21 protein-coding genes, 2 tRNA genes and 1 pseudogene are annotated in these 22,877 nt (G+C 31.9%); 21 read left to right on the forward strand and 3 right to left on the reverse strand.

Annotated features, from left to right (window positions below; translation table 11 throughout):
* Positions 1-50: 50 nt before the first annotated feature.
* The 15 genes from FGL66_RS00100 (at position 51) to FGL66_RS00170 (ending at position 11,447) form a co-directional block, all read left to right on the forward strand.
* Positions 51-125, forward strand: a tRNA-Glu gene (locus tag FGL66_RS00100).
* A gap of 7 nt (positions 126-132) precedes the next feature.
* Positions 133-206 (forward strand) — tRNA-Asp (locus tag FGL66_RS00105).
* 335 nt (positions 207-541) lie between these two features.
* Positions 542-1,243, forward strand: coding sequence for a response regulator YycF (gene yycF / locus FGL66_RS00110; RefSeq protein ID WP_180809616.1), 702 nt, complete (start codon positions 542-544; stop codon positions 1,241-1,243).
* Positions 1,244-1,264: 21 nt separating this feature from the next.
* Complete coding sequence (walK, locus tag FGL66_RS00115; RefSeq protein ID WP_180809617.1) at positions 1,265-3,097, forward strand: cell wall metabolism sensor histidine kinase WalK; 1,833 nt, start codon at positions 1,265-1,267, stop codon at positions 3,095-3,097.
* The gene (locus tag FGL66_RS00120) at positions 3,087-4,424 is read left to right on the forward strand and encodes a YycH family regulatory protein (RefSeq protein WP_180809618.1); all 1,338 of its coding nucleotides are present in this window, start codon (positions 3,087-3,089) and stop codon (positions 4,422-4,424) included. Before walK ends, FGL66_RS00120 begins: the two co-directional genes overlap by 11 nt.
* Positions 4,421-5,200 carry a two-component system regulatory protein YycI gene (locus FGL66_RS00125; protein WP_180809619.1) on the forward strand — a complete coding sequence of 260 codons (780 nt, stop codon included), beginning with the start codon at positions 4,421-4,423 and terminating at the stop codon, positions 5,198-5,200. The genes FGL66_RS00120 and FGL66_RS00125 overlap by 4 nt, the downstream gene beginning before the upstream one ends.
* Before the next feature lie 22 nt (positions 5,201-5,222).
* Positions 5,223-6,005: an MBL fold metallo-hydrolase gene (locus tag FGL66_RS00130; protein ID WP_180809620.1), complete on the forward strand. Its 783-nt coding sequence runs from the start codon at positions 5,223-5,225 to the stop codon at positions 6,003-6,005.
* A gap of 278 nt (positions 6,006-6,283) precedes the next feature.
* A complete protein-coding gene (gene rlmH / locus FGL66_RS00135) occupies positions 6,284-6,763 on the forward strand; it encodes a 23S rRNA (pseudouridine(1915)-N(3))-methyltransferase RlmH (protein ID WP_180809621.1) in 480 nt (159 codons plus the stop codon).
* A gap of 310 nt (positions 6,764-7,073) precedes the next feature.
* Entirely contained in the window at positions 7,074-7,487 is a 414-nt protein-coding gene (locus FGL66_RS00140; RefSeq protein ID WP_500862567.1) for a transposase, read from the forward strand.
* A 51-nt stretch (positions 7,488-7,538) separates the two neighbouring features.
* Complete coding sequence (locus FGL66_RS00145; protein ID WP_180809623.1) at positions 7,539-8,189, forward strand: transposase; 651 nt, start codon at positions 7,539-7,541, stop codon at positions 8,187-8,189.
* 100 nt (positions 8,190-8,289) lie between these two features.
* Positions 8,290-8,580, forward strand: coding sequence for a hypothetical protein (locus tag FGL66_RS00150; protein ID WP_180809624.1), 291 nt, complete (start codon positions 8,290-8,292; stop codon positions 8,578-8,580).
* 41 nt (positions 8,581-8,621) lie between these two features.
* Positions 8,622-8,825, forward strand: a complete 204-nt coding sequence (locus tag FGL66_RS00155) for a hypothetical protein (protein ID WP_180810520.1) — start codon at positions 8,622-8,624, stop codon at positions 8,823-8,825.
* 598 nt (positions 8,826-9,423) lie between these two features.
* The gene (locus FGL66_RS00160; protein ID WP_180809625.1) at positions 9,424-9,954 is read left to right on the forward strand and encodes an SdpA family antimicrobial peptide system protein; all 531 of its coding nucleotides are present in this window, start codon (positions 9,424-9,426) and stop codon (positions 9,952-9,954) included.
* The gene (locus FGL66_RS00165) at positions 9,941-10,828 is read left to right on the forward strand and encodes a sporulation-delaying protein SdpB family protein (RefSeq protein WP_180809626.1); all 888 of its coding nucleotides are present in this window, start codon (positions 9,941-9,943) and stop codon (positions 10,826-10,828) included. Before FGL66_RS00160 ends, FGL66_RS00165 begins: the two co-directional genes overlap by 14 nt.
* Positions 10,806-11,447: a sporulation delaying protein family toxin gene (locus tag FGL66_RS00170; protein WP_180809627.1), complete on the forward strand. Its 642-nt coding sequence runs from the start codon at positions 10,806-10,808 to the stop codon at positions 11,445-11,447. The genes FGL66_RS00165 and FGL66_RS00170 overlap by 23 nt, the downstream gene beginning before the upstream one ends.
* Positions 11,448-11,705: 258 nt before the next feature.
* Here the strand turns inward: FGL66_RS00170 and FGL66_RS00175 are convergent, their stop codons facing one another.
* The 3 genes from FGL66_RS00175 to FGL66_RS09680 all read right to left on the reverse strand — a co-directional run bounded on the left by FGL66_RS00175 (position 11,706) and on the right by FGL66_RS09680 (position 13,041).
* The gene (locus FGL66_RS00175) at positions 11,706-11,942 is read right to left on the reverse strand and encodes an EamA family transporter (RefSeq protein WP_180809628.1); all 237 of its coding nucleotides are present in this window, start codon (positions 11,940-11,942) and stop codon (positions 11,706-11,708) included.
* Between the two features lie 495 nt (positions 11,943-12,437).
* The gene (locus tag FGL66_RS09675; protein WP_258007278.1) at positions 12,438-12,791 is read right to left on the reverse strand and encodes a 2OG-Fe dioxygenase family protein; all 354 of its coding nucleotides are present in this window, start codon (positions 12,789-12,791) and stop codon (positions 12,438-12,440) included.
* A gap of 58 nt (positions 12,792-12,849) precedes the next feature.
* The gene (locus FGL66_RS09680) at positions 12,850-13,041 is read right to left on the reverse strand and encodes a 2OG-Fe dioxygenase family protein (protein WP_258007279.1); all 192 of its coding nucleotides are present in this window, start codon (positions 13,039-13,041) and stop codon (positions 12,850-12,852) included.
* A gap of 157 nt (positions 13,042-13,198) precedes the next feature.
* On the opposite strand from FGL66_RS09680, the pseudogene FGL66_RS09890 reads away from it, so the two are divergent.
* The 6 genes and pseudogenes from FGL66_RS09890 to FGL66_RS00220 all read left to right on the forward strand — a co-directional run bounded on the left by FGL66_RS09890 (position 13,199) and on the right by FGL66_RS00220 (position 22,616).
* Positions 13,199-14,616: pseudogene (locus FGL66_RS09890) on the forward strand (aminotransferase-like domain-containing protein).
* A gap of 35 nt (positions 14,617-14,651) precedes the next feature.
* Positions 14,652-15,971, forward strand: a complete 1,320-nt coding sequence (locus FGL66_RS00200) for a toll/interleukin-1 receptor domain-containing protein (protein WP_180809630.1) — start codon at positions 14,652-14,654, stop codon at positions 15,969-15,971.
* Positions 15,972-16,153: 182 nt separating this feature from the next.
* Entirely contained in the window at positions 16,154-18,946 is a 2,793-nt protein-coding gene (locus FGL66_RS00205; protein ID WP_180809631.1) for a type I restriction endonuclease subunit R, read from the forward strand.
* A gap of 110 nt (positions 18,947-19,056) precedes the next feature.
* Positions 19,057-20,613, forward strand: coding sequence for a type I restriction-modification system subunit M (locus FGL66_RS00210; protein WP_180809632.1), 1,557 nt, complete (start codon positions 19,057-19,059; stop codon positions 20,611-20,613).
* The gene (locus FGL66_RS10015; protein ID WP_180809633.1) at positions 20,606-21,877 is read left to right on the forward strand and encodes a restriction endonuclease subunit S; all 1,272 of its coding nucleotides are present in this window, start codon (positions 20,606-20,608) and stop codon (positions 21,875-21,877) included. The genes FGL66_RS00210 and FGL66_RS10015 overlap by 8 nt, the downstream gene beginning before the upstream one ends.
* A gap of 223 nt (positions 21,878-22,100) precedes the next feature.
* A complete protein-coding gene (locus tag FGL66_RS00220) occupies positions 22,101-22,616 on the forward strand; it encodes a YceI family protein (protein ID WP_180809634.1) in 516 nt (171 codons plus the stop codon).
* Positions 22,617-22,877 lie beyond the last annotated feature (261 nt).

Raw genomic sequence — 22,877 nt, forward strand, 5'->3', positions numbered from 1 at the left:
TCTTGTCAACGAGAATAGACGATGCTATAATCATTTTTGTGTTAAAGAATGGCTCCTTGGTCAAGCGGTTAAGACACCGCCCTTTCACGGCGGTAACACGGGTTCGAGTCCCGTAGGAGTCACCATTTTTTTGGTCCCGTAGTGGAGCGGTTTAACACGCCTGCCTGTCACGCAGGAGATCGCGGGTTCGATTCCCGTCGGGACCGCTAATTGCTCATCCAATAGGATGAGCTTTTTTGTTATATGAAAATAGTTAATATCCGTTGTTTGTCTATAAAAGAGAAATTCAATGGCTTAAATCAACCTCGTTTTAGATCATATAGACCAAGTGTGCTGTGATATCAATCATAGCACGCTTGTCTTGTATTAAGGCTTTTTCAAGCTGTTCATTTTTGTGGAGTGTTTTACATTTAGCCCGACTAAAAAGAAGAACAAGCAATTAAAACGATAGAATTAACAAGATAGAAATGATACATTATAAGGTATAGGATTGTGTCAAAAGGCATAAAAATTGTATATTGAAGAAATGAGGTCATGTTTTATGGCGAAAAAAGTAGTCGTAGTAGATGATGAAAAACCGATTGCAGATATACTTGAATTTAACTTAAAAAAAGAAGGATATGATGTTTTTGTTGCATATGATGGTAATGATGCAGTAGAGCTCATTTATACACAAGAGCCAGATATTGTATTGCTTGATATTATGCTCCCGGGACAAGACGGTATGGAAGTCTGCCGTGAAGTGCGCAAAAAATTTGATATGCCCATTATTATGTTAACAGCAAAAGACTCAGAAATTGATAAAGTGCTCGGTTTAGAACTCGGTGCAGATGACTATGTAACGAAACCGTTTAGTACACGTGAATTAATTGCCCGTGTAAAAGCAAACTTACGTCGTCATCATGTCCAACCTACTCCTGATAATAACCAGCAAGCAAATGAAATAGAGATTAAAGATATTGTTGTTTATCCAGATGCATACTCTATTAAAAAACGTGGTGTTGCAATTGATTTGACGCATCGTGAATTTGAACTTTTCCATTATTTATCGAAACACATGGGTCAAGTGATGACACGTGAACATTTGCTTCAAACCGTGTGGGGATATGATTACTTTGGTGATGTACGTACAGTAGATGTAACCATTCGCCGTTTGCGTGAAAAAATTGAAGATGATCCCTCACATCCAGATTATATTGTGACACGTCGTGGTGTAGGATATTTCCTTCAAAACCATGAATAGAAGGTTGAGGGGATTGCAGCTATGAAGTGGTTAAAACAATTTCAATCTCTTCACACAAAGTTGGTTATTGTTTATGTATTGCTGATTATTATCGGTATGCAAATCATAGGGCTTTATTTTACGAATAGTTTAGAAAAAGAAATGACAGAAACATTTAAGACCAATATCTCACAGAATGCCAAACAAATTGAGTTGAGTATTGAAAAAATCTATGCGGAAGATAGTAATGCAACGAATACGCAGAAAGATATTCAAAATTTACTAAATGAATATGCGAATCGAAATGAAATGATAGAAATTCGCTTTATTGATACAGATCAAATTATTATGGCGACGTCTAAACAAGCAAATCGTCACTTGATCAATCAAAAAGCGACAGAAAGCTCTATTCAAAAAGCATTATCTTTAGGGCAAGCGAACTCTGATACGGTGTTAAAAGATTATGGTGATGGCAAGCAACGCGTATGGGTGAAAAACATGCCTGTCACAACGAGTAAAGGCTTGATTGGAGATATTTATATTGAATCGAATATTAATCAAGTATATGACCAATTAAGTGATATTAATCAAATTTTCATCGTTGGTACAGCAATTTCTTTAATCATCACAATTATACTAGGTTTTTTTATTGCACGTACAATTACCAAACCGATTACGGACATGCGTAACCAAACGGTTGAGATGTCTAAAGGAAACTATACGCAGCGTGTAAAGATTTATGGTAACGATGAGATTGGTGAATTAGCGTTAGCATTTAATAATTTGTCAAAACGGGTTCAAGAAGCACAGGCGAATACTGAAAGTGAGAAGCGTCGGTTAAACTCGGTGATTACACATATGAGTGATGGCGTTATCGCAACAGATCGTCGCGGACGTGTACGTATTATTAATGATATGGCGTTAAAGATGCTTGGAAAGCCTAAAGACGATGTAAAAGGACAATTTATTTTTGATGTTCTTGATTTGCAGGATGAATTTAGTTTAGAAGAATTAAATGAAAATAATGATAGCTTTTTACTAGATATTAATGAAGAAGATGGTATTATTGCGCGCGTGAACTTTAGTACAATCGTTCAGAATACGGGGTTTGTAACGGGTTATATTGCTGTATTACATGATGTCACAGAGCAACAACAAATTGAGCGTGAACGTCGAGAATTTGTCGCGAACGTCTCACACGAGTTACGTACACCATTAACATCTATGAATAGTTATATTGAGGCATTAGAAGAAGGGGCTTGGCGTGATGAATCTATTGCACCACAGTTTCTATCAGTGACTCGAGAAGAAACGGAGCGCATGATACGTCTTGTAAACGATCTCTTACATTTATCGAAAATGGACAGTGAAACCGAACAGATCACCAAAGAAATTGTAGATTTCAATATGTTTATTAATAAAATCATCAACCGTCATGAAATGTCTGCGAAAGATACAATTTTTGTACGTGATATTCCTAAAGAAACGATATTTACAGAAGTTGATCCTGATAAGATGACGCAAGTATTTGATAATGTGATTACAAATGCAATGAAATACTCAAGAGGTCAGAAAAGAGTAGAGTTTCATGTGAAACACAATGCGGTACATCATAGGTTGACGGTTCGGATTAAAGATAATGGCATAGGTATTCCAATTAATAAGGTAGATAAGATATTTGATCGTTTCTTCCGAGTAGATAAGGCACGCACACGTAAAATGGGTGGAACAGGTCTCGGTTTAGCAATCTCTAAAGAGATTGTTGAGGCACATCAAGGTCGTATATGGGCGAACAGTGTTGAAGGACAAGGTACATCTATTTTTATTACTTTACCATGTGAAGCGATAGATGATGGTGATTGGGATGCGGATTAGAGAACTGATTAAGTCTATTATTCTTATTACGCTTGTATTATCAAGTATTGTTCTTACTGTGATGATTTGGAATTTTTCACCGGATTTGACAAATATTGATAATTCACAAACGAAAGAAACAACAAAATCGATTGGCCCTCGTTTTGATGCAGAGGTTGAGCAAGCAGTCACGCCATTACAGATGGTTCACGTACATAACGATAAGATAGAAGGCACACCCGCGACGTCGGAAGTCACAAATTTAACGCAACTTTTTGATAAACAACATGTTAAAGAAGTCGTTTATATTGAAAATGAACAAGCCCTCTTATTGCGAGACGTGAGCAATCATTTTCTTGTTTTAGACTACCCGACAGACATACCTCTATCTATGTATTTAAGTGATGTCTTAGATGTACAAGCTAAAGTACCGAGTGATTTTACGTTTGACCGTTTACTCTATGATATAGATTCAGAAGATAATTTGGTGATCTATGCATTACAGCCTGATCGACATCGTGCTATTCAGATTAAGACAACAGTGAAAGCCAGTGATGTCAAATCTCGTATTGATCGCATGAATTCATCTTTAGAACCCTATACCAATATAACAACAAACCAAGATACAATTAATAAGGCAACATACGTGTATGCGCAAAAAGAACCTAAAAAACTCAAGTCTTATCGTACGATATTCAATCACATTAGTGTGGAAGATTTGAATGCGATACTCTTTGATGATACGCCGATTGTACGAACAACTAATAGCGGTAACACCATTTACAATAATAATACGGGTGTTGTTAATTATGATGCGAATAAAAAGACGTATCATTATACAAATCTCTCAGAAGATGAACAAAGTACCCGAGATATGAATATCAGTATTCCAAGAACATTTGATTATATTAATAAGCACGGTGGATTTACGGATGACTTTCGATTATTTAATACGAATAGCCATCAAGGGGAAATCACCTACCAAATGTTCTTTAATGGACGCCCAATATTCTACCCCAACCAGCTTAATCAAATTCATGTTATATGGGGAGAGCGTGGTATTTTTGAATATAGTCGTGGTTTATTAAAAACCAATGCAACGATAAGTAATAGTGAAAAATCTAAATCACTTCCAGCTGTTGAAAGTGTCCGATCTGAGTTAGCAAGTAACAACACGCTTGATTTTGGCAAGATTGAACAGATGATTGTAGGCTATAAGATGATTTCACATAAAGGACCAGATGAACAGTTGGAAATTCAAGAAAATAGTCGATTTGAGCCAAGGTGGTATATCAAGTATGCGGGTGAATGGTATGAATATGATGATGGGGAGTTGATTGAGCAGTGAATTGGAAACGTGCAAAAACACTTTTCATTAGTGTATTCTTACTGATTAATATTTGTCTCGTACTTGTATATATAGAAAAATATAATAAATCTCAAATCAATCAAACAGTTAATGACGACAGTGTCGATTTTCAACAAGAGAATATAAGGACGCCTAAAAATATACCTGATGTAAGTAAAGTCAAGATGCGACTGATTACGGCACGATCAAAAGATTTTGAGTCGGAGTTAGAAAAGCAAAATGATATAAGTGTAAGTAGTGACGGTTATACGTTAACACGGGAAATGGATGAGACCGTTGATGTCAAACGAGATCCTATTTCACACCTTAAGCCCTATATTAATCATAATGTTTATAAAGGAAATGAATATCAATATTATGATACACAGGGTGATGAAATACGATATGAACAAACGTTTGAAGGCTTTCCGATTATGAATAACCAGCGTGCAACTTTAACGTTTATATCAAAAGATGACAAGGTGGAAAGTTATAATCAGTCAGCTATGCAAGACATACGACCGTCTAAAGGTGCGAATAATCATTTTCATAAAGTGATCAGTGCACATGACGCTTTAGAAGCATTGTATTATAATCAATATTTGAAGTCAGGACAAGAAGTTACACATCTGAGATTAGGGTATTATACTGTAGTTAAGGAAACGAATGTACAAGTCCTTCAAGCAAACTGGGAAGTGCGAGTGAAAGACGGAAAGCAGTCTAAAACGTATTATGTAGAAGCAGTATCTACCAATCCACAAATCATTGAACAATAGAAAGGGTGGTCACTTGATACGAATGAGTGTACTCGCAAGTGGCAGTACAGGTAACGCAACATATATAGAAAATGAAAAAGGCAGTTTATTGGTAGACGTTGGATTAACTGGTAAAAAGATGGAAGGTTTATTTGAACAAATCGATCGAAAAATTGAAAATGTGAACGGTATTCTTGTGACGCATGAACACAGTGATCACATTAAAGGATTGGGTGTTATTGCACGTAAATATGGCTTGCCCATTTACGCTAATGAGAAAACATGGTCGTGTATCGATAAAAAGGACAGTAAAATACCATCAGAACAAAAATTTATCTTTAATCCATATGAAACAAAATCAATTGCAGGTTTTGATATCGAATCATTTAACGTGTCTCATGATGCCATAGATCCACAATTTTATATTTTTCATAATGATTATAAAAAATTGACATTAATTACCGACACGGGCTATGTATCAGATCGCATGAAAGGCATGATTCGAGGAAGTGATGCTTTTGTCTTTGAAAGCAATCACGATGTGGATATGTTACGGATGTGTCGCTACCCTTGGAAAACGAAACAGCGCATTTTGAGTGATATGGGTCATGTTTCTAATGAAGACGCTGCGCATGCCATGCGAGACGTGATTACAGGTCAAACGAAGCGTATTTATTTATCACATTTGTCACAAGACAATAATATGAAAGACCTAGCCCGAATGAGTGTAGGACAAATCTTACAGGAACATGATATTGATCCAGTCAATGAAGTAAAGTTATGTGATACAGATAAAGCACAAGCAACCCCTATATATACAGTGTAAATCATGGATAGAAAGTCATATATAAGCACACGAAACGAAGTGTAAGCATATATGGCTTTTTATTATAAATAAGTTATCCCCAAAGTTGATCAAAAAATGAGGATAAAATGATTTATACACATGTTAATAAAGATGTTACCAACAAAACTATCCACATATCAACAGATTTATCCACAAAATACGAGTGTTGATTCGTATTTTATAATGAATATCATCCATAATTGAGGATATAACTGTGTATAAGTTGATATTTTGTGGATAACTTTAAAGGAGTTTATATGAAAATTACAATTATTGCAGTTGGAAAATTGAAAGAAAAATATTGGAAACAAGCCATAGCAGAATACGAAAAACGTTTAGGTGCATACAGCAAAATAGATATGATTGAAGTGGCTGATGAAAAAGCACCAGAGACTATGAGTGATAAAGAAATTGAACAAGTGAAACAAAAAGAAGGACAGCGGATTCTCTCAAAAATTAAACCCCAATCTACAGTAATTACATTAGAAATCCAAGGCAAGATGTTAAGTTCAGAAAGTTTAGCACAAGAAATACAACAACGTATGACAAGAGGGACAAGTGATTTCACATTTGTTATAGGAGGATCTAATGGGTTGCATCAAGACGTCTTGCAACGTAGTGACTATGCATTATCTTTTAGTCGGATGACATTTCCACACCAAATGATGCGCGTTATATTGTTGGAGCAAGTGTACCGAGCGTTTAAGATTATGCGTGGGGAAGCATATCATAAATAAAACTAAAAAATATATTTTGAACAATTTATTTTTAAAGACAAGGTTACAGCAATAAAAGCGATTAATTCATATATAGAATTTTTTAATCAAGAGAGAATAACATTAAAAATGGGGCTGGGACATAATTCTCGGCTCTTTTTACGAAGAAGGCCTAATTAAATGTTTTTTGACATTTAATTAGGCCTTCTTCATAGATATTATTAAAAAATAAAGCACTTCCTTTATAATTGTTAATAACGACAAAAACAAAAAAGAAGCACTTTATATGTAAAAAGGTATAACATATATCATCTCACACTACCAATCAAAACTGAAATTTCTTTCCCCAAAAAATGATATCGCATCTATTATCAATAAACTCGTTGAATCTATTCCTCAAGAAACTTTCAATCAATATTACAATCATAGAGGACCTTCGTCCTACCACCTTAAAATGATGTTAAAAATACTTTTGTATAGCTATGCCCACTCTGTTTTCTCGGGAAGAAGAATTGAATTTCTACTTAAAGATAGTTGTCGAATGATGTGGCTTGCACAAGGTCAAACACCTTCATACAGAACAATCAATCGTTTTAAAGTGAACCCACATATGATGGCGTTCTTACATGTTCTTTATGTTGGTTTAAGAGCACAACTATTAGAAGATAAGCTCATCACAGAAGACGCCATTTATATAGATAGTACAAAGATAGAAGCTAATGCGAATAAGTATACGTTTCAATGACTCGCTAATACAAAACGTTTTAGTGAATCTGTTGTTAAAAAATCAACCGCTATGTATGAACAGTTAATCACAGAAGAAATTATTCCTGAAATTAAACGAGGGTCTTCAGATGACTTAACTCAAGAAGAATTAAATCGTATAGAGATGTATTTAGATGACAAAAATGACGCACTCACTTCTGAAATTGAAACATCCCAAGATGTTGAAACAAGAAAAACACTTAGAAAACAAAGAAGCGAAGTGAGAAAACATAAAAAAGCATTCAAAGATTTTAAAGAACGCAAAATCAAATACGAGAAACAAATGGAAATTTATGGTGACAGAAAAAGCTACTCTAAGACAGACCATGATGCGACATTTATGAGAATGAAAGAGGATCATATGAGAAATGGGCAATTGAAACCCGGCTATAACCTGCAGATACCGACAAATAATCAATTCGTTTTGGCATATGGCGTTTATAGTAACCCTGGCGATACACGGACACTTGAACCGTTCTTAAAATCAATTGAAGAATTATATGGTGACATTCCGGAGTATATTGTGGCAGATGCAGGCTATGGTAGTGAACATAATTATACAATGAGAAAGATGACTACTACACATGTCCGAATAAGAAGGAATTACATTTCCGAAGTTATAGTAAAAGAAGAGACTAAATTAACTGACAAAAAGCAAAACAACACGAATAAAAAAGAATAAAAGTAATCAAGCTAATACAAATCAAAAAAATCCAAATCAGGAACAAATATCATCAGCAAATGAACAAAATATAGACAATTCAGAGGATCCGAATAACATTATGAAAAACGATACAAATGGTGATGGCGTTATTACTAGAGATGAAACGACACCTGAACTAGAGAAACTAGAAAAAGACGGTAAATTCCAAGTAGCTTCCAAGGGCATTGATACTAATGATGAGAATACCGAAGGCAACCAACCTAAATATATAGCTGAAGATGCTAAAAACATGTCTGATGATGAATTTTTAGAGGCATATAAAGAAGGCATGTCAAGCGAAGATGCTGATGCTGTAGATGAATTATCTAAAGATCCAGCTTATAAAGAATATTTAAGAGGTCAAGTTTAATGGTCAAGGTGGCAATTATTAAATTTAAGGATGAATAGATTATGAAAAAATTATTAAGCACAATAACAATAATTGCTATCTTAGGTATTTTAGCAACGGTGGCAGTCTTCGAATACAACAAGTATCAAGAAGTAGAATTAGAAAAAAATAAATTACAGGCTCAACAAAAAGAAAATGAAGATAGTAATTCGCAAAGTACTACCGAAACATTTAATAATGAGAATCAATCAAATGCTAATACCTGAAACAAGACCAACTTGTATATATAAAAGCACCAAACTCACTGTAATTTTATAATACAAATTCAGAAACAAGATGCTAATAAATTGCTTGATACTTTAAAATTAAGAAACTATTATTTTCTATGTAAGCCTTTTCTAACAATATATATTGTGTTATTTTAACTTTAGAAAGGAGGTTTACATATTAGAAATTATAAAGAACTGATACTTTTATTTCTTTACTTCGTAATTTTAATAATTAGTTTGTTTTTAATTATTAAAAATTGGAATATTACACCCAATAGTATCCCAATGCATTTAAGCAATGATAGTGTGTATACTACAAAGTACATTCTTTTTTTACCTATTTTTTTAAGTTTACTTAGTTTTTTGCTCTTATATTTATATAGAAAACAAAATAGGTTTAAAAATCAAACTAATTTATTTTTACAGTATTCTATAGGTCTATACTTTTTATATATTAGTAACTTTTATGTATTAATATTAATAGACAAGACAAATATATTTTTTAATAAATTAGTTTTACTCTCATTGCCACTAATTATAATAGCTGGCTTAATTGCTGTAGAGGTGTGTACCAAGTTAAGGAAGGATTGTTAAATTGAAAAGTTCATTTAAAATTTTTTTCATTATTTACTTTCTGCTATTTATATCATTATTTATCATATCTTTTTCATTTTCTTACTCTAAAACGCCTATTAAAATCCCCAATTCACTTGAAACTACAATTTCAAAAGTATTCACTCAAGGCTGGGGATTCTTTAGTAAAAATCCAAAAGATGAAAAATTTTATGCTATTGACTTAAAAACAGGGGATTATGTTGGTGAATGGCCTAATATGACATTAGGTAATTTTTATGGTTTTAAAAAAAAGGGTAGATCTCAAGGTATTGAGCTAGGTCGTTTATATGAAAAGGCTAATCCAGCCAATATGAAAAAATGCAAAAATTCCCCCAAACAATGTTTAACTAAAATGAAACCTATAAATGTTGAAAATGACATAAAAGAACCTACAATTTTAGGTGACGTAGGCATAATTAAAGAAGAACCTACACCTTGGGCATGGGCAAATGATTATAAAGGTTCTATGCCTTCAAAAGTTATGAGGTTAAAAGTATATGAAAAAAATTGAAGAAAGTATCATGAATTTTAACTGTCTTACTAATGTTTATGGGTTAGCAAGAAGTCTAATAGCTTTAAGTACATTACTTACATTATTATTCAATCCAGTCCACAATTTATTTTTACCCATGTCAGGTATTGATCAATATCCTTCTGGTAACGGATTATTTAGTTTATTTAATTTAGTGCCTGCTAATTATTTTTATTTATCAATAGTTAAATGGTTCTTTTTAATATTGCTATTATTAATTATTATTGGGTGGAGACCTAGATTTACAGGGATTATTCATTGGTATATTTCGTATAGCTTCTACACAGCAGCAGCAACACTTGATGGTGGCGATCAAGTAGCCGTAGCCCTAACTTTTTTAATGATTCCTATAACATTAGTTGATAGTAGAAAATGGCACTGGAGTAGCATTAATTTTAAAAATGATTTTTCAAGAATAGTAGCTATAGTCCCTTATTATATGATTAGACTTCAAGTTGCAATTATATATTTACATTCCTTTCTAGCAAAAGTTACGAGAGAAGAATGGATTAATGGTACAGCTGTTTATTATTATTTACAAGATCCTTTATTTGGATTGAATAACTTCTTTTTGACCTTGGTTAATCCTATTCTGAATTCATGGCTAGTAGTTATACCAACCTGGGGAACATTAATTGTACAATTAGTTTTATTTGGAGCTTTATTTGCCCCTAAAAATCATTGGAAAAACTATTTTATTGTAGGTATATTTATGCATGAAATATTCGCATTAATGTTAGGCCTATTTAGTTTTTCTATAGCTATGGCAGGGGCCTTGGTTTTATATTTAGTCCCCATTAATGAAAAATTAAATATTTTAGGAGGAAAAAATGAAAATCTCAAAAAGAATTAGTTTAATTTTTATATCTTTAATTTTATTAGCAACTACTGTATTGGGGAACTTGGAACCTAATGCAACTGCTAAAACGAAGGAATATACTGGGGAAGAACTATTTAAAGGAATTATGTTTGGTGTAGGAGGAGCTCAAAAAGAGATTCCTGAGATTTGGCCAGAAGAGATTGTTCAAGAGATTGATAATGATGAAGTAAATGAACGTGCCGATATGGTTGTAGAAGAAATTAAAAAACAAGATAATCAATATTTTGATAAATTAAAAAATACTATATATTCTAAAGACCATGTTGCGTTTAAAAATCACTTAGAAAATGTAAATCCACTTCTTGAAAATGCCTTAAAAAAAGTAGATGAAAAATATAACAAGAGTGATGATGACAAAGTATCTGTTAGAGGTGGAACCTTAGCTATTGGTCCTGTCGTATATGTAGGTGCTGCATTCACTACAGTAGCAGCTGCTACACATGTTGCAGTAGCTACTGCAGCTAATGTCGCCGCTGCAGCTAACTGGGTTTGGGGACCTAAATCTAAAAGTAGAAGTGTTGATTCTGAAACTAGTGATGGAGAATTAAATTCTGACGAATTTATTAATATAGTAATTACTGGATACAATTAAATTTCGGCTGTATGCTTTTAACGGTTGGTGAGTAAAATCATCAATCGTTATTTTTTATGTTTGAATATAAAAAAGCACAAATATCTTTATAATTATAAGTGACTAAATCATAATTAAAGGAGAGATACCTGTGCCATATTTTTATAATAAAACAAATTGTCTCTGTTTAAAAGTGAATAATATATATTTTACAAATAAAGCACCTAAAGAAATATACTATAAGTGTATAAAAACGCTATTTTATAGTGCTGTTTTAACCTATGATGCTATTGCCTGTGAATGTTGTGGTGAAACATTCACTGCTAAGACAATGTAAGGTATAACAGTTGGAAATGCACCTAAATAAATGACAGATAATATTGATGTCATATTTGCCGTCTGTAATTCATTAAAACTTCCCGGTAAAAATATAAACATAAATAATGAGCCTGCAATAATTGTATAGATCGTTAATGGAATAAAACCATACTTCTCTAAATATTTTTTGAAATGCAAAATACACACTTTCGCCAAATGAAGCTAATAGGACTAATGCAATACCTATTATAAAGACATTAAGTTTATCTCCATTACCTAGTGAGATTAAGGCCACACCTAAAAATGCAACAAGTGAACCAAGCCAAGCTAATTTTGAAAATCTTTCTTTTAAAAAATAAGTGGCTAGTAATGTCAAAAAGTGGGTGTTGTTGAAACAATCAAACTTGCTACACCAGCACTTACATAGTACTCTCCAATACTTAATGCAGTGTGATAAACTGTAAAACCGCAAAAACCTAATAATAAAATAAAAGGTATGTCTTTTATTTGAGGAAGTGGTATTTTTTTAAAATTCCTATTATGTATAATAGTATCGCAGCTATGATTAATCTTAAAGCAGATAAATGTCCTGCTTTAAAATCATTTAGTGCTATTTTAATTACTGGAAAAGCTGAAGCCCAAAGGAAAATAGTAATTCCAAATGCAAAGTAAATTGATTTACTATATTTATGATTATTCATCAACATCTGCTACAACTGTTTGTTGGTAGCCAATCAGAATCACTGAACGTACACCAATATTATTACCATTTCCTTTTTCAACTGGACTTACGTAATGACTTACATCGGGATCATAAACACCATAAGATTCTAAAGGTTGTGTGATTTCAAATACTTCTATTAAATCATTATTGTCGACTTCTTCCGGCTTATTACCAGCTGCCTCTGGAACTGCTATAGCATTTGTTCCTCCAGTTACATTTGTTCTTTCAATTAAATGTGCAAATGTAAAAGTTTCACCATCTTGATGTAAGTAATCAGGTGATGAAATTGCTTTATCGCCATCTTTTTCGATATAAAGTTTCACAAAATGGACACCCACATGGATAGGTAAAATCTTGTCTTCTTCATTCCAAAATGTTTCTTTATAATTTGTTATTTCTTATATTTTTTTCTAATGAATGAAATTCTCTATATGTTCCAGGGTGTTCTGGATTAAATTTACCTTGAAAGTACGCTGAATATTCTGCATCAATTTTATTTATTGTTGGTAGCCAATAAATATCTTCTGTTTCAGGTAAAATAATTGCTCTTGAGTATCTTCTATATCTATTCAAGTTTGGTGCATAATCATCTTCCGGTAAATAATTAAAGTTTTCTAATTCTACTCACTATAAAACATCTCCTTTAATATTATATTTTCATATTAAGTAATATGATTTATAATGAGTACAACCAATTGTCAGATAATTCATCTAACCAATTTTTAAAAGGATGATTTTTATTAAATATAAAGAAATTGCTTCATACATAAGAGATAAAGTGATAGATGGAGATTGGTTTTATGGTATGAGAATTCCTTCTCATAGAAAATTAGCTAACCAATTTAATGTCAATAGAGTTACTATTATTAAAAGTATAGAATTATTAGAATCAGAAGGTTTTATCTATACAAAAAAAGGAAGCGGAACATACGTAAATGATTATTGTAAATGAGGATTACATTTTAAATAAATGGTCTGAGATGACGGATTGGTCATTTAGAATGAGAAATCAGTATACTGTACAACTTATTAACAAAATAGAAACAGATTCAACCTATATACATATAAGTAAAGGAGAGCTAGGTAAAGACTTAATGCCACATCTAGAATTAAAAAATGCAATGACTAATGTCTCAAATTATATTGGAGAGTTATCGTTTGGATATAATAATGGGTATGGCTGCTTGAAGTTGAGGGAATTAATAGCAGAGCGGTTAAGAAAAGAGGGAATTAGCATTACTAAAGAAAATGTATTAGTAACTTCTGGAGCGCTGCACACTATTCAACTTTTAGTCACCGGATTTTTAAGTCAAAATACTGTTATATTTTCTAATACTCTATCTTACATAGATTCTACACGTGTATTTGACTACTTAAATATGAAAAAAGTGAAAATTTCATATAATGAATTAAGCGATTTTCAAAATATTATTAATAAGCAATCTAGTAACAAAGAAAAAGCCCTGTATATAGAGCCATCATTCAATAATCCTACTGGTCAATCCATATCAGAAAAAAATTAGAGTGGACATGGTTAACTATAGTCGTGTTCATAATATGCTAATTATAGAAGATGATATTTATAGGGATATATGGTTTTATGAACAACAGACAAGATCAATTAAGTCGTTAGATACAAATAATAATGTCATACATATAAGTAGCTTTTCGAAATCAATTGCCCTTGCTATTAGAATTGGTTGGGCTATTGCGTCTGAAAAAGTGATTGAGCAATTAGCTGACATAAGAATGCAAATTGACTATGGTTCAAGTATACTTTCTCAAATGGTGGTTTATGAATTATTGAAAAGTGGAGACTACGATAAACATGTGGCTAAACTTAGAAATGTATTAAAAGAAAAACGGGATTATATGTTAAGGATTTTAGATGAAGGATTTTCAGAAATTGCTGAGTGGGAAATACCTGAAGGTGGTTTTTTCATATGGCTAAACTTCAATGAAAATATAAATGTTAAGAAGCTCTTTTCAGTACTAATTGATAAAGAAAAAAAATTAATAAACCCCGGCTTTATTTATGGTAGTGAAGAAAATACGATACGCCTCTCGTATGCATATGAAAGTAGAGAGAACATTAAGTATGCGTTGGAAAAGATATATCAATACGCTTTGTATAAAAATGGAAGATAATATATTAGTTGTTTTTGAACAAGGAGAGGGACAATATGACAAAAAAAGCTTTTATTTCTTATTCTAGAACAAATAGAGATCATTTGAATAGAGTTGTGAGAATAGCAGAAAGTTTGAGAGTTGATCATGGAATTGATGTTATTTTAGATGTTTGGCATTGTACTGAAGGTGATGATTTGAATCACTTTATGGAGTCTATGGTCAATGATGAGACTATTGATTTTGTTATAATATTGAGCGATCTTCAGTACTGTAATAGAGCAAATGATAGAGAAGGAGGAGTCGGTAAAGAGAGTACAATAATTAGCTCGCAAATTTATGATAAGCAAAGAGATAGTAAGTTTATACCTGTTTTTTTAGATATTTTAAGTAATGGCAAACCAGCATTGCCAATTTTTTGTAACACTAGATTTGCTATTGATATGACAGATATTGAATTAGATATAGAGAAAACAGAAGAAATTGCAAGAAAAGTACATAATAAACCATTGTTTGAGAAACCAAAAATTGGTAAAGTGCCCGACTATAATCAAGATCAAAATGACCTAAAAAAAGCGATAAAAAAATTAACTTTATCTAAAAATTATAATGAAATGAGAAATTTTGAAGAAGCTTTAGATATTATTTATAAAACTTTAGAAAATATAGAAAATAGCGTAGAGGAATATAATAAAGAAGATTTAATGACTTTAAAAGAGGTTTTTGATACTTGGAAAGAACTTATTACGTATGCGCTAAACAATGGTAACTTTTATTTTAGGGAATTAATCATAGAGCATTATAATAGGTGCTTAAAGCTTACGGAAGAAGAATTTGAAAACCCAATGACCAGGATTTTTAATTATTTTTCATTTCTTATACTAGTAAGTGAAGCTTTATCATCAGGAGCAAATGAATTTTTGAAAGATTTATTGAATGCTAAATTTTACTTTAGTAGAAGAGAAGCAAATTATTATATATTAAGTTTATATCCCCAGGCATTGACAAGGAAATATTCATCTAATACTAATGTCAAAAAAATGTTAGCCGAAATATACTTTGAAGGGAAGGATTTAAAAAAGGTTCAAGATGCAGATGTAATTTTATATACAGCAAGTCTTATGAAAGAAAATGTTAATAGCATTTATGAAACATGGCATGGAGTTTTGTTGTATAGTGAATGGTCAATGTTTGATCAATACAAAATTAATATTTTAATAAATAAATTTCGTAGTAAAAACTATCTAGCTCAATTTGACTTTTTATTTGGAAGTTCACAAGATGAAGTATTTGAAAACTGTGAAAAAATTAAACCAACACAAGGTATCCCTACTATTCTTAATTTTATCGATAAAGAAGAAATTGGCAGCTATTAATATAATTATTTAGAATGAGCTTAGGTAATGGGCTCATTTTTTTAGTAAAATAACTGACAAGGGGAAGCATATCATAAGTGAGCATTTTTGATATTCGAAAAATAATGATTTATAACGCGCACGTCACATAAATACAATGTTATATTATAATTAAATGTAATAGAGACAAAGGTAGGGATATTATGGCATATCAGAGAGAGTTAGAGCTAGAAGCTGAAATGATGAAACAGTTAAAATCAAATGGTTACGAAACTGTAACGATTAGAAATGAACAACAATTATTAGATAATTTTCGTGCGATTCTTAATGAACGTCATGCTGATAAATTTAAAGATCAGCCATTAACGGATAAAGAATTTCAACGCCTATTAACAATGATTAATGGGAAAAGTATTTTTGAAAGTGCACGTATTTTACGCGATAAATTACCTTTAAAGCGTGATGACGAAACGGAGGAATATATATCATTTTTAGATACAAAAAATTGGTGTAAAAACAAATTCCAGATTACAAATCAAGTCTCAGTGAATGATAAGTATCAAGCAAGATACGATGTCACAATTTTAGTCAATGGATTGCCATTAGCTCAAATTGAACTTAAACGCCGAGGTGTAGATATCAATGAGGCATTTAACCAAGTTATGCGTTATCGAAAGCAAAATTACACAGGACTCTTTCGATACATACAATTATTCGTTATAAGTAATGGCATAGAAACACGTTATTTCTCTAATAATGATGGTAACATATTAAAAAGTCATATGTTTTATTGGAGTGATAAAGATAACAATCGTATAAATAATTTGAGTGACTTTACTAATACATTTTTAAGACCATGCCAATTGGCTAAAATGATTTCACGCTATATGATAATAAATGAGACAGATCGCATTCTGATGGCTATGCGTCCTTATCAAGTATATGCTGTTGAAGCATTGGTACGTCAGGCGACCGAGACAAATAATAATGGTTATATTTGGCATACGACCGGAAGTGGTAAAACATTAACTTCTTTTAAGGCAAGTCAAATATTATCAGAACAAGACGATATTCAAAAAGTGATATTCTTAGTGGATCGTAAGGATTTAGACAGTCAAACAGAAGAAGAGTTTAATAAATTTGCTAAAGGTGCAGTAGATAAGACCAACAATACTTCACAACTTGTTAGGCAACTAAATGATAGAAGTCTACCACTTATAGTGACAACCATACAAAAAATGTCAAAAGCTGTTCAAAGTGGCGATGAAGAATTAGAACAATATAAGACTCAAAAAGTCGCGTTTATTATTGATGAGTGTCATCGGAGTCAGTTTGGTGATATGCATCGTCTTGTTCGCCAACATTTCAAAAACGCACAGTACTTTGGTTTTACAGGAACACCTCGTTTTGAAGAAAACAAAAGCCAAGATGGTAGAAGTACGGCAGATATCTTTGGTAGATGCTTACACACTTATCTCATTAAAAATGCCATTCATGATGGTAATGTATTGGGATTTTCAGTGGACTATATTAATACAATAAAAGCAGAAAATATTGATCTAGGTTCAGAAGAATTGGTTGAAGGTATCGATAAAGATGAAGTATGGCTTGCAGATGATCGAGTTAGGCTTATTGCAAGGCATATTATTGACAATCATGATAAATATACAAGAAATAGACAGTATTCAGCGATCTTAACTGTTCAAAGCATTCCAGCACTTATTAAATTTTATAATGTCTTTAAAGAAATGAATAAAGACTGTGATAAACCGCTTAACGTTGCAGGCGTGTATTCATATTCACCCAACGAAGAAAGTATAGAAGGTGATGTAAATGAAAAACATTCTAGAGATACGTTAGACGAAATAATGGCAGATTATAATACAACTTTCGGAACTAACTTTTCTACAGATACATTCCAAGAGTATTTCAATCATATCTCAAAGAATGTTAAAAAAGGTGTTAAAGATAATAAGATTGATGTTTTAATCGTCGTTAATATGTTCTTAACTGGATTTGACAGCAAAGTGCTAAACACTTTATATGTAGATAGAAACTTAAAACATCATGACTTAATTCAAGCTTATTCAAGAACGAATCGCGTAGAAAAAGAAACAAAACCATTTGGAAAAATTGTTAATTACCGTAATTTGAAGCGCCAAACAGATGAGGCACTAAAGCTTTTCTCTCAAACAGAGGATACAGACCGTATATTAATGAGAAGTTATGAATCCTATTTATCTGAGTTTGTAGAAGCATTATCTGAATTGAAAGCAATTGCTCAAAATCCAGAGGATATGGATAATGTTTTTGACGAAAATAATAAAAAATCATTCGTAGAAGCGTTTCGTCTAGTTGCTAAATTAGTATTGAGATTGAAAGCTTTTGAAGAATTTAACTTTACTAATGAAGATATAGGGATGGATGAACAAGAATTTGAAGACTATAAGAGTAAATACTTTGCGATATATGATGAAGTGAAGCAAAAACATCGTGAAACTGAAAAAGTAACGATTTTAAACGATATAGACTTTGAAATAGAAATTCTGCGTAATGATTTGATCAATATTTCGTATGTCATGGAACTTGTACGTAAAGTGGATTTAAAAGACAAAGAAGAGCAACAACGCAATTGTGAACAAATTAGACGTATGTTAGACAACGCAGATGATTCAAGGCTTCGACTTAAACGAGATTTAATACTTCAATTTATAGATGAGGTAGTGCCTAAGTTATCTGAAGATGACGATATAGATGAAGTTTACCTCACGTTTGAAAATGCAAAAAGAGAAGAAGAGTTTAAAACATTTGCGCAGCAACAATCAATTGATGAACATATGCTAAAAGCAATTACTGGAGAGTTTGAATTTAGTGGCATTATTAATCAAGATAAACTAAAAGATATTGTTGGAGACAAGAAACTTAGAGAAAAACGACAAACTAAAAAAGCAATTATATCAGTTATTGAAGAAATGACATCAAAATATAGTATGTAGATATTATTCAAAACCTTTGTAATTGTATATTGCAGAGGTTTTGATATGCTTTTACAAACTCAAATAAGTCATTTAAAACTAAAATGTACCAATCAAAGGAGGAAATAAAAATGTCAATTACAGAAAAGCAACGCCAACAACAAGCAGAGTTACACAAACGTTTATGGTCTATCGCAAATGATTTAAGAGGTAATATGGATGCGAGTGAATTCCGTAATTATATATTAGGGTTAATCTTCTATCGCTTTCTATCAGAAAAAGCAGAATCAGAAGTAGCTGAAGCACTATCTGGTGAAAATATAACTTATGAAGAAGCATGGGAAAAGGAAGAATACCACGAAGATTTAAAGGAAGAACTTTTAGACAATGTGGGTTATTACATAGAGCCTAAAGATCTTTTTAGTAATATGGTGAAAGAAATTGAAAACCAAAGATTTGATATTGAACATTTAGCACAGGCAATTAGAAAAGTAGAAACCTCTACACTGGGAGAAGACAGTGAAGACGACTTTATTGGACTATTCAGTGATATGGATTTAAGTTCTACAAGATTAGGTAATACAGTTAAAGAGCGATCTGCTTTATTGAGTAAAGTAATGGTGAATTTAGAAGATTTACCGTTTCTACATAGCGATATGGAAATAGATATGTTAGGCGATGCATACGAATTCTTAATTGGACGATTTGCTGCGAACGCTGGGAAGAAAGCAGGAGAATTCTATACACCTCAACAAGTATCCAAAATCTTATCTAAAATTGTGACATTAGGTAAAGATAAACTGAGAAACGTATATGATCCAACATGTGGCTCAGGTTCATTACTCTTACGTGTAGGTAAAGAAACAACCGTATATCGTTACTATGGTCAAGAAAGAAACAACACAACATATAACTTAGCTAGAATGAACATGTTACTACACGACGTACGTTATGAAAACTTTGATATTCATAATGGTGATACATTAGAAGCGCCTGCGTTTTTAGAAGAAAAATTTGATGCAGTAGTAGCCAATCCCCCATACAGTGCCAAATGGAGTGCTGACAGTAAATTTAATGATGACGAAAGATTTAGTAATTATGGTAAACTCGCACCTAAATCAAAAGCAGACTTCGCTTTTATCCAACATATGGTGCACTATTTAGATGATGAAGGAACAATGGCGGTAGTCTTACCGCATGGTGTCTTATTCCGTGGTGCAGCAGAAGGTGTTATACGTAAGTACTTAATCAAAGAAAAGAACTATTTAGACGCAGTAATTGGTTTGCCAGCCAACATCTTCTATGGAACAAGTATCCCAACATGTATTCTAGTATTTAAAAAATGCCGTAAATTAGATCAAGACGTATTGTTTATAGATGCATCAAATGAATTTGAAAAAGGAAAAAATCAAAATAACTTAACTGACGAACAAGTTGAAAAAATCATCAATACTTATTCAAATAGAGAAGTCATAGATAAATATAGTTATACAGCAAGCTTAGAAGAAATCGCAGAAAATGACTATAACCTTAACATTCCAAGATATGTCGATACATTTGAAGAAGAAGAACCCGTAGATTTAAAACAAGTACAAGCAGATTTGAAAACAATAGAAGTAGAAATTAAAGAAGTAGAACAAGAAATAGAAGGTTACCTGAAAGAATTAGGAGTGGTAACACATGACTAATCAAACGAAAAATATACCCACGTTGAGGTTTCCAGAATTTGATTCGGTTTGGAAAATTACTACAATAGAGAATTTATTTGATTTTAAAAACGGTTTAAATAAAGAAAAAAAATATTTTGGATATGGAACACCTATAGTTAATTTTAAAGATGTCTTTAATAATAGAGGTATAATAACAAATAATTTAAGTGGAAAAGTAGATGTCACAGAAAAAGAACTGGAAAATTATTCCGTTGAAAAAGGAGATGTATTTTTCACACGAACTAGTGAAGTTATAGAAGAAATAGGATATTCTTCTGTTATCATGGATGATCCTAAAAATACCGTATTTAGTGGTTTCGTATTAAGAGCACGTCCTAAAAAAGGAATTGATTTAATAAGTAATAAATTTAAAAGATATGTATTTTCCACTCACTCGTTCAGAAAAGAAATGATTACTAAAAGTTCAATGACAACTAGAGCTTTAACTTCTGGTACAGCAATTAATAAAATGCAGATTATATATCCGAAATCTTTCTCAGAACAACAAAAGATTGGTGAATTTTTCAGCAAACTGGACCAACAAATCGAATTAGAAGAACAAAAGTTAGCCAAACTAGAAGAAAAGAAAAAAGGATATATGCAAAAGATTTTTTCTCAAGAGTTAAGATTTAAAGATGAAAATGGGAATGAGTATCCAGAGTGGACCAAAATGAAATTAGGTAATTTGGGAACCACATTTACAGGATTATCTGGTAAAACTAAAGAAGATTTTGGACACGGTGATGCTAAATTTATAACTTATATGAATGTATTTAAAAATACTATAGCAAAATTAGAGATGACTACAAAAGTAGATGTAAAAGATAATGAACGACAATCGAAAGTAGAGTATAAAGACATATTATTTACTACTTCATCTGAGACACCAAATGAAGCAGGTATGAGTTCTATTTGGTTATATAAAAGTGAAAATATGTATTTAAATAGTTTTTGCTTTGGATTTAAAGTAAATTATAAAGATATTGAGCCTATATATCTGGCAAGGTATTTAAGAAGTGAAGATATGAGAAAAAGAATTACTGTTCTATCACAAGGTTCTACAAGATTTAATATTTCTAAAAGAGAAATGATGCAGTTAACTATTGACTTTCCCATTATCGAAGAACAAATCAAGATTGTGAAATTCTTAGATAAATTTGAAGTTTTAATTGAAAAGCAAGATCAAAAAATTAATGGATTGCAAAATCGTAAAAAAGGCTTACTACAAAAGATGTTCGTTTAATGCTTATAAAACCTTATTAACGCAAACGATATAAGCTTTTTAATCTGTGCTGGTCATGTTGTGGTATCAAAGGTTTTATTATTATAACTTTTTGAGGTAACCATGCAAATATAACACCATTGAAAAATATTGCGATTTTCAAATTAAATCATTGCAATTTATAAATAAAGTTGATAAACTGACTCTAATATAAAATTTATACTTAAAAATTGGAGGAATTATCATGACACAATTTACTTTTGACAAAGCACACAGTGATTTAAACTTTCAAATTAAACATTTAATGGTTTCACGTACGAAAGGCAGCTTCGACGATTTTGTAGTAAATGTTGAAGGAGACATCAATGACCTTAGTTCACTTCAAGCAGATGTGACTATTGATCCGAAATCTATTAATACAGGCAATGAAGATCGTGACAATCATTTAAAATCAGGTGATTTCTTCGCTACTGAAGCATTCAATGCGATAACATTCGTAACTAAAAAAGTAAGTGAAGACAGTGTGACTGGCGACTTAACAATCAAAGGTGTAACACGTGAAGAAACATTCGATGTAGAATTCAATGGTGTAAGCAAAAACCCATTAGACGGTTCACAAGTAACTGGCTTTATCGTAACGGGCAAAATCAACCGTGAAAACTATGACATTACATTTAACCAAACATTAGAAACAGGTGGCGTGATGTTAGGTAAAGATGTAAAATTCGAAGCATCTGTTGAGTTTGTTGTAGAAGACTAATCATTTAACAGATAAAATGGAATGCACCTTTTACAAGGACTGACACAGGACGCCAAATAATAACGTCTTTGTTTCAGAATAAGTCTAAATTGATAAATAAAGTCCCTCATATGATTTGGAAGCATTGTTATGTCCGCATCATAAGTGAGGGCTTTATTTTTTTATTGGAATACATATGACAGAATTGACGCATGACGCTTTGTAGTTTGTTACGAAATATTTTATATAAAACTTTATATAAGCTGTGTATTATTCATTCAT

Origin of the sequence: Staphylococcus sp. 17KM0847, assembly GCF_013463155.1 — a bacterium.
Classification (GTDB): Bacteria; Bacillota; Bacilli; order Staphylococcales; family Staphylococcaceae; genus Staphylococcus.

What these genes read in the sequence shown, in the direction of transcription:
- FGL66_RS10015 (WP_180809633.1), top strand. Translation starts at nt 20,606, where the DNA reads ATGACTAATCAAACGAAAAATATACCCACGTTGAGGTTTCCAGAATTT.
- FGL66_RS00145 (WP_180809623.1), top strand. Translation starts at nt 7,539, where the DNA reads ATGTATGAACAGTTAATCACAGAAGAAATTATTCCTGAAATTAAACGA.
- FGL66_RS00155 (WP_180810520.1), top strand. Translation starts at nt 8,622, where the DNA reads ATGAAAAAATTATTAAGCACAATAACAATAATTGCTATCTTAGGTATT.
- walK (WP_180809617.1), top strand. Translation starts at nt 1,265, where the DNA reads ATGAAGTGGTTAAAACAATTTCAATCTCTTCACACAAAGTTGGTTATT.
- FGL66_RS00205 (WP_180809631.1), top strand. Translation starts at nt 16,154, where the DNA reads ATGGCATATCAGAGAGAGTTAGAGCTAGAAGCTGAAATGATGAAACAG.
- FGL66_RS00210 (WP_180809632.1), top strand. Translation starts at nt 19,057, where the DNA reads ATGTCAATTACAGAAAAGCAACGCCAACAACAAGCAGAGTTACACAAA.
- FGL66_RS00150 (WP_180809624.1), top strand. Translation starts at nt 8,290, where the DNA reads ATGAAAAACGATACAAATGGTGATGGCGTTATTACTAGAGATGAAACG.
- FGL66_RS00200 (WP_180809630.1), top strand. Translation starts at nt 14,652, where the DNA reads ATGACAAAAAAAGCTTTTATTTCTTATTCTAGAACAAATAGAGATCAT.
- rlmH (WP_180809621.1), top strand. Translation starts at nt 6,284, where the DNA reads ATGAAAATTACAATTATTGCAGTTGGAAAATTGAAAGAAAAATATTGG.
- FGL66_RS00120 (WP_180809618.1), top strand. Translation starts at nt 3,087, where the DNA reads ATGCGGATTAGAGAACTGATTAAGTCTATTATTCTTATTACGCTTGTA.
- FGL66_RS00220 (WP_180809634.1), top strand. Translation starts at nt 22,101, where the DNA reads ATGACACAATTTACTTTTGACAAAGCACACAGTGATTTAAACTTTCAA.
- FGL66_RS00165 (WP_180809626.1), top strand. Translation starts at nt 9,941, where the DNA reads ATGAAAAAAATTGAAGAAAGTATCATGAATTTTAACTGTCTTACTAAT.
- FGL66_RS00170 (WP_180809627.1), top strand. Translation starts at nt 10,806, where the DNA reads ATGAAAATCTCAAAAAGAATTAGTTTAATTTTTATATCTTTAATTTTA.
- yycF (WP_180809616.1), top strand. Translation starts at nt 542, where the DNA reads ATGGCGAAAAAAGTAGTCGTAGTAGATGATGAAAAACCGATTGCAGAT.
- FGL66_RS00130 (WP_180809620.1), top strand. Translation starts at nt 5,223, where the DNA reads ATGAGTGTACTCGCAAGTGGCAGTACAGGTAACGCAACATATATAGAA.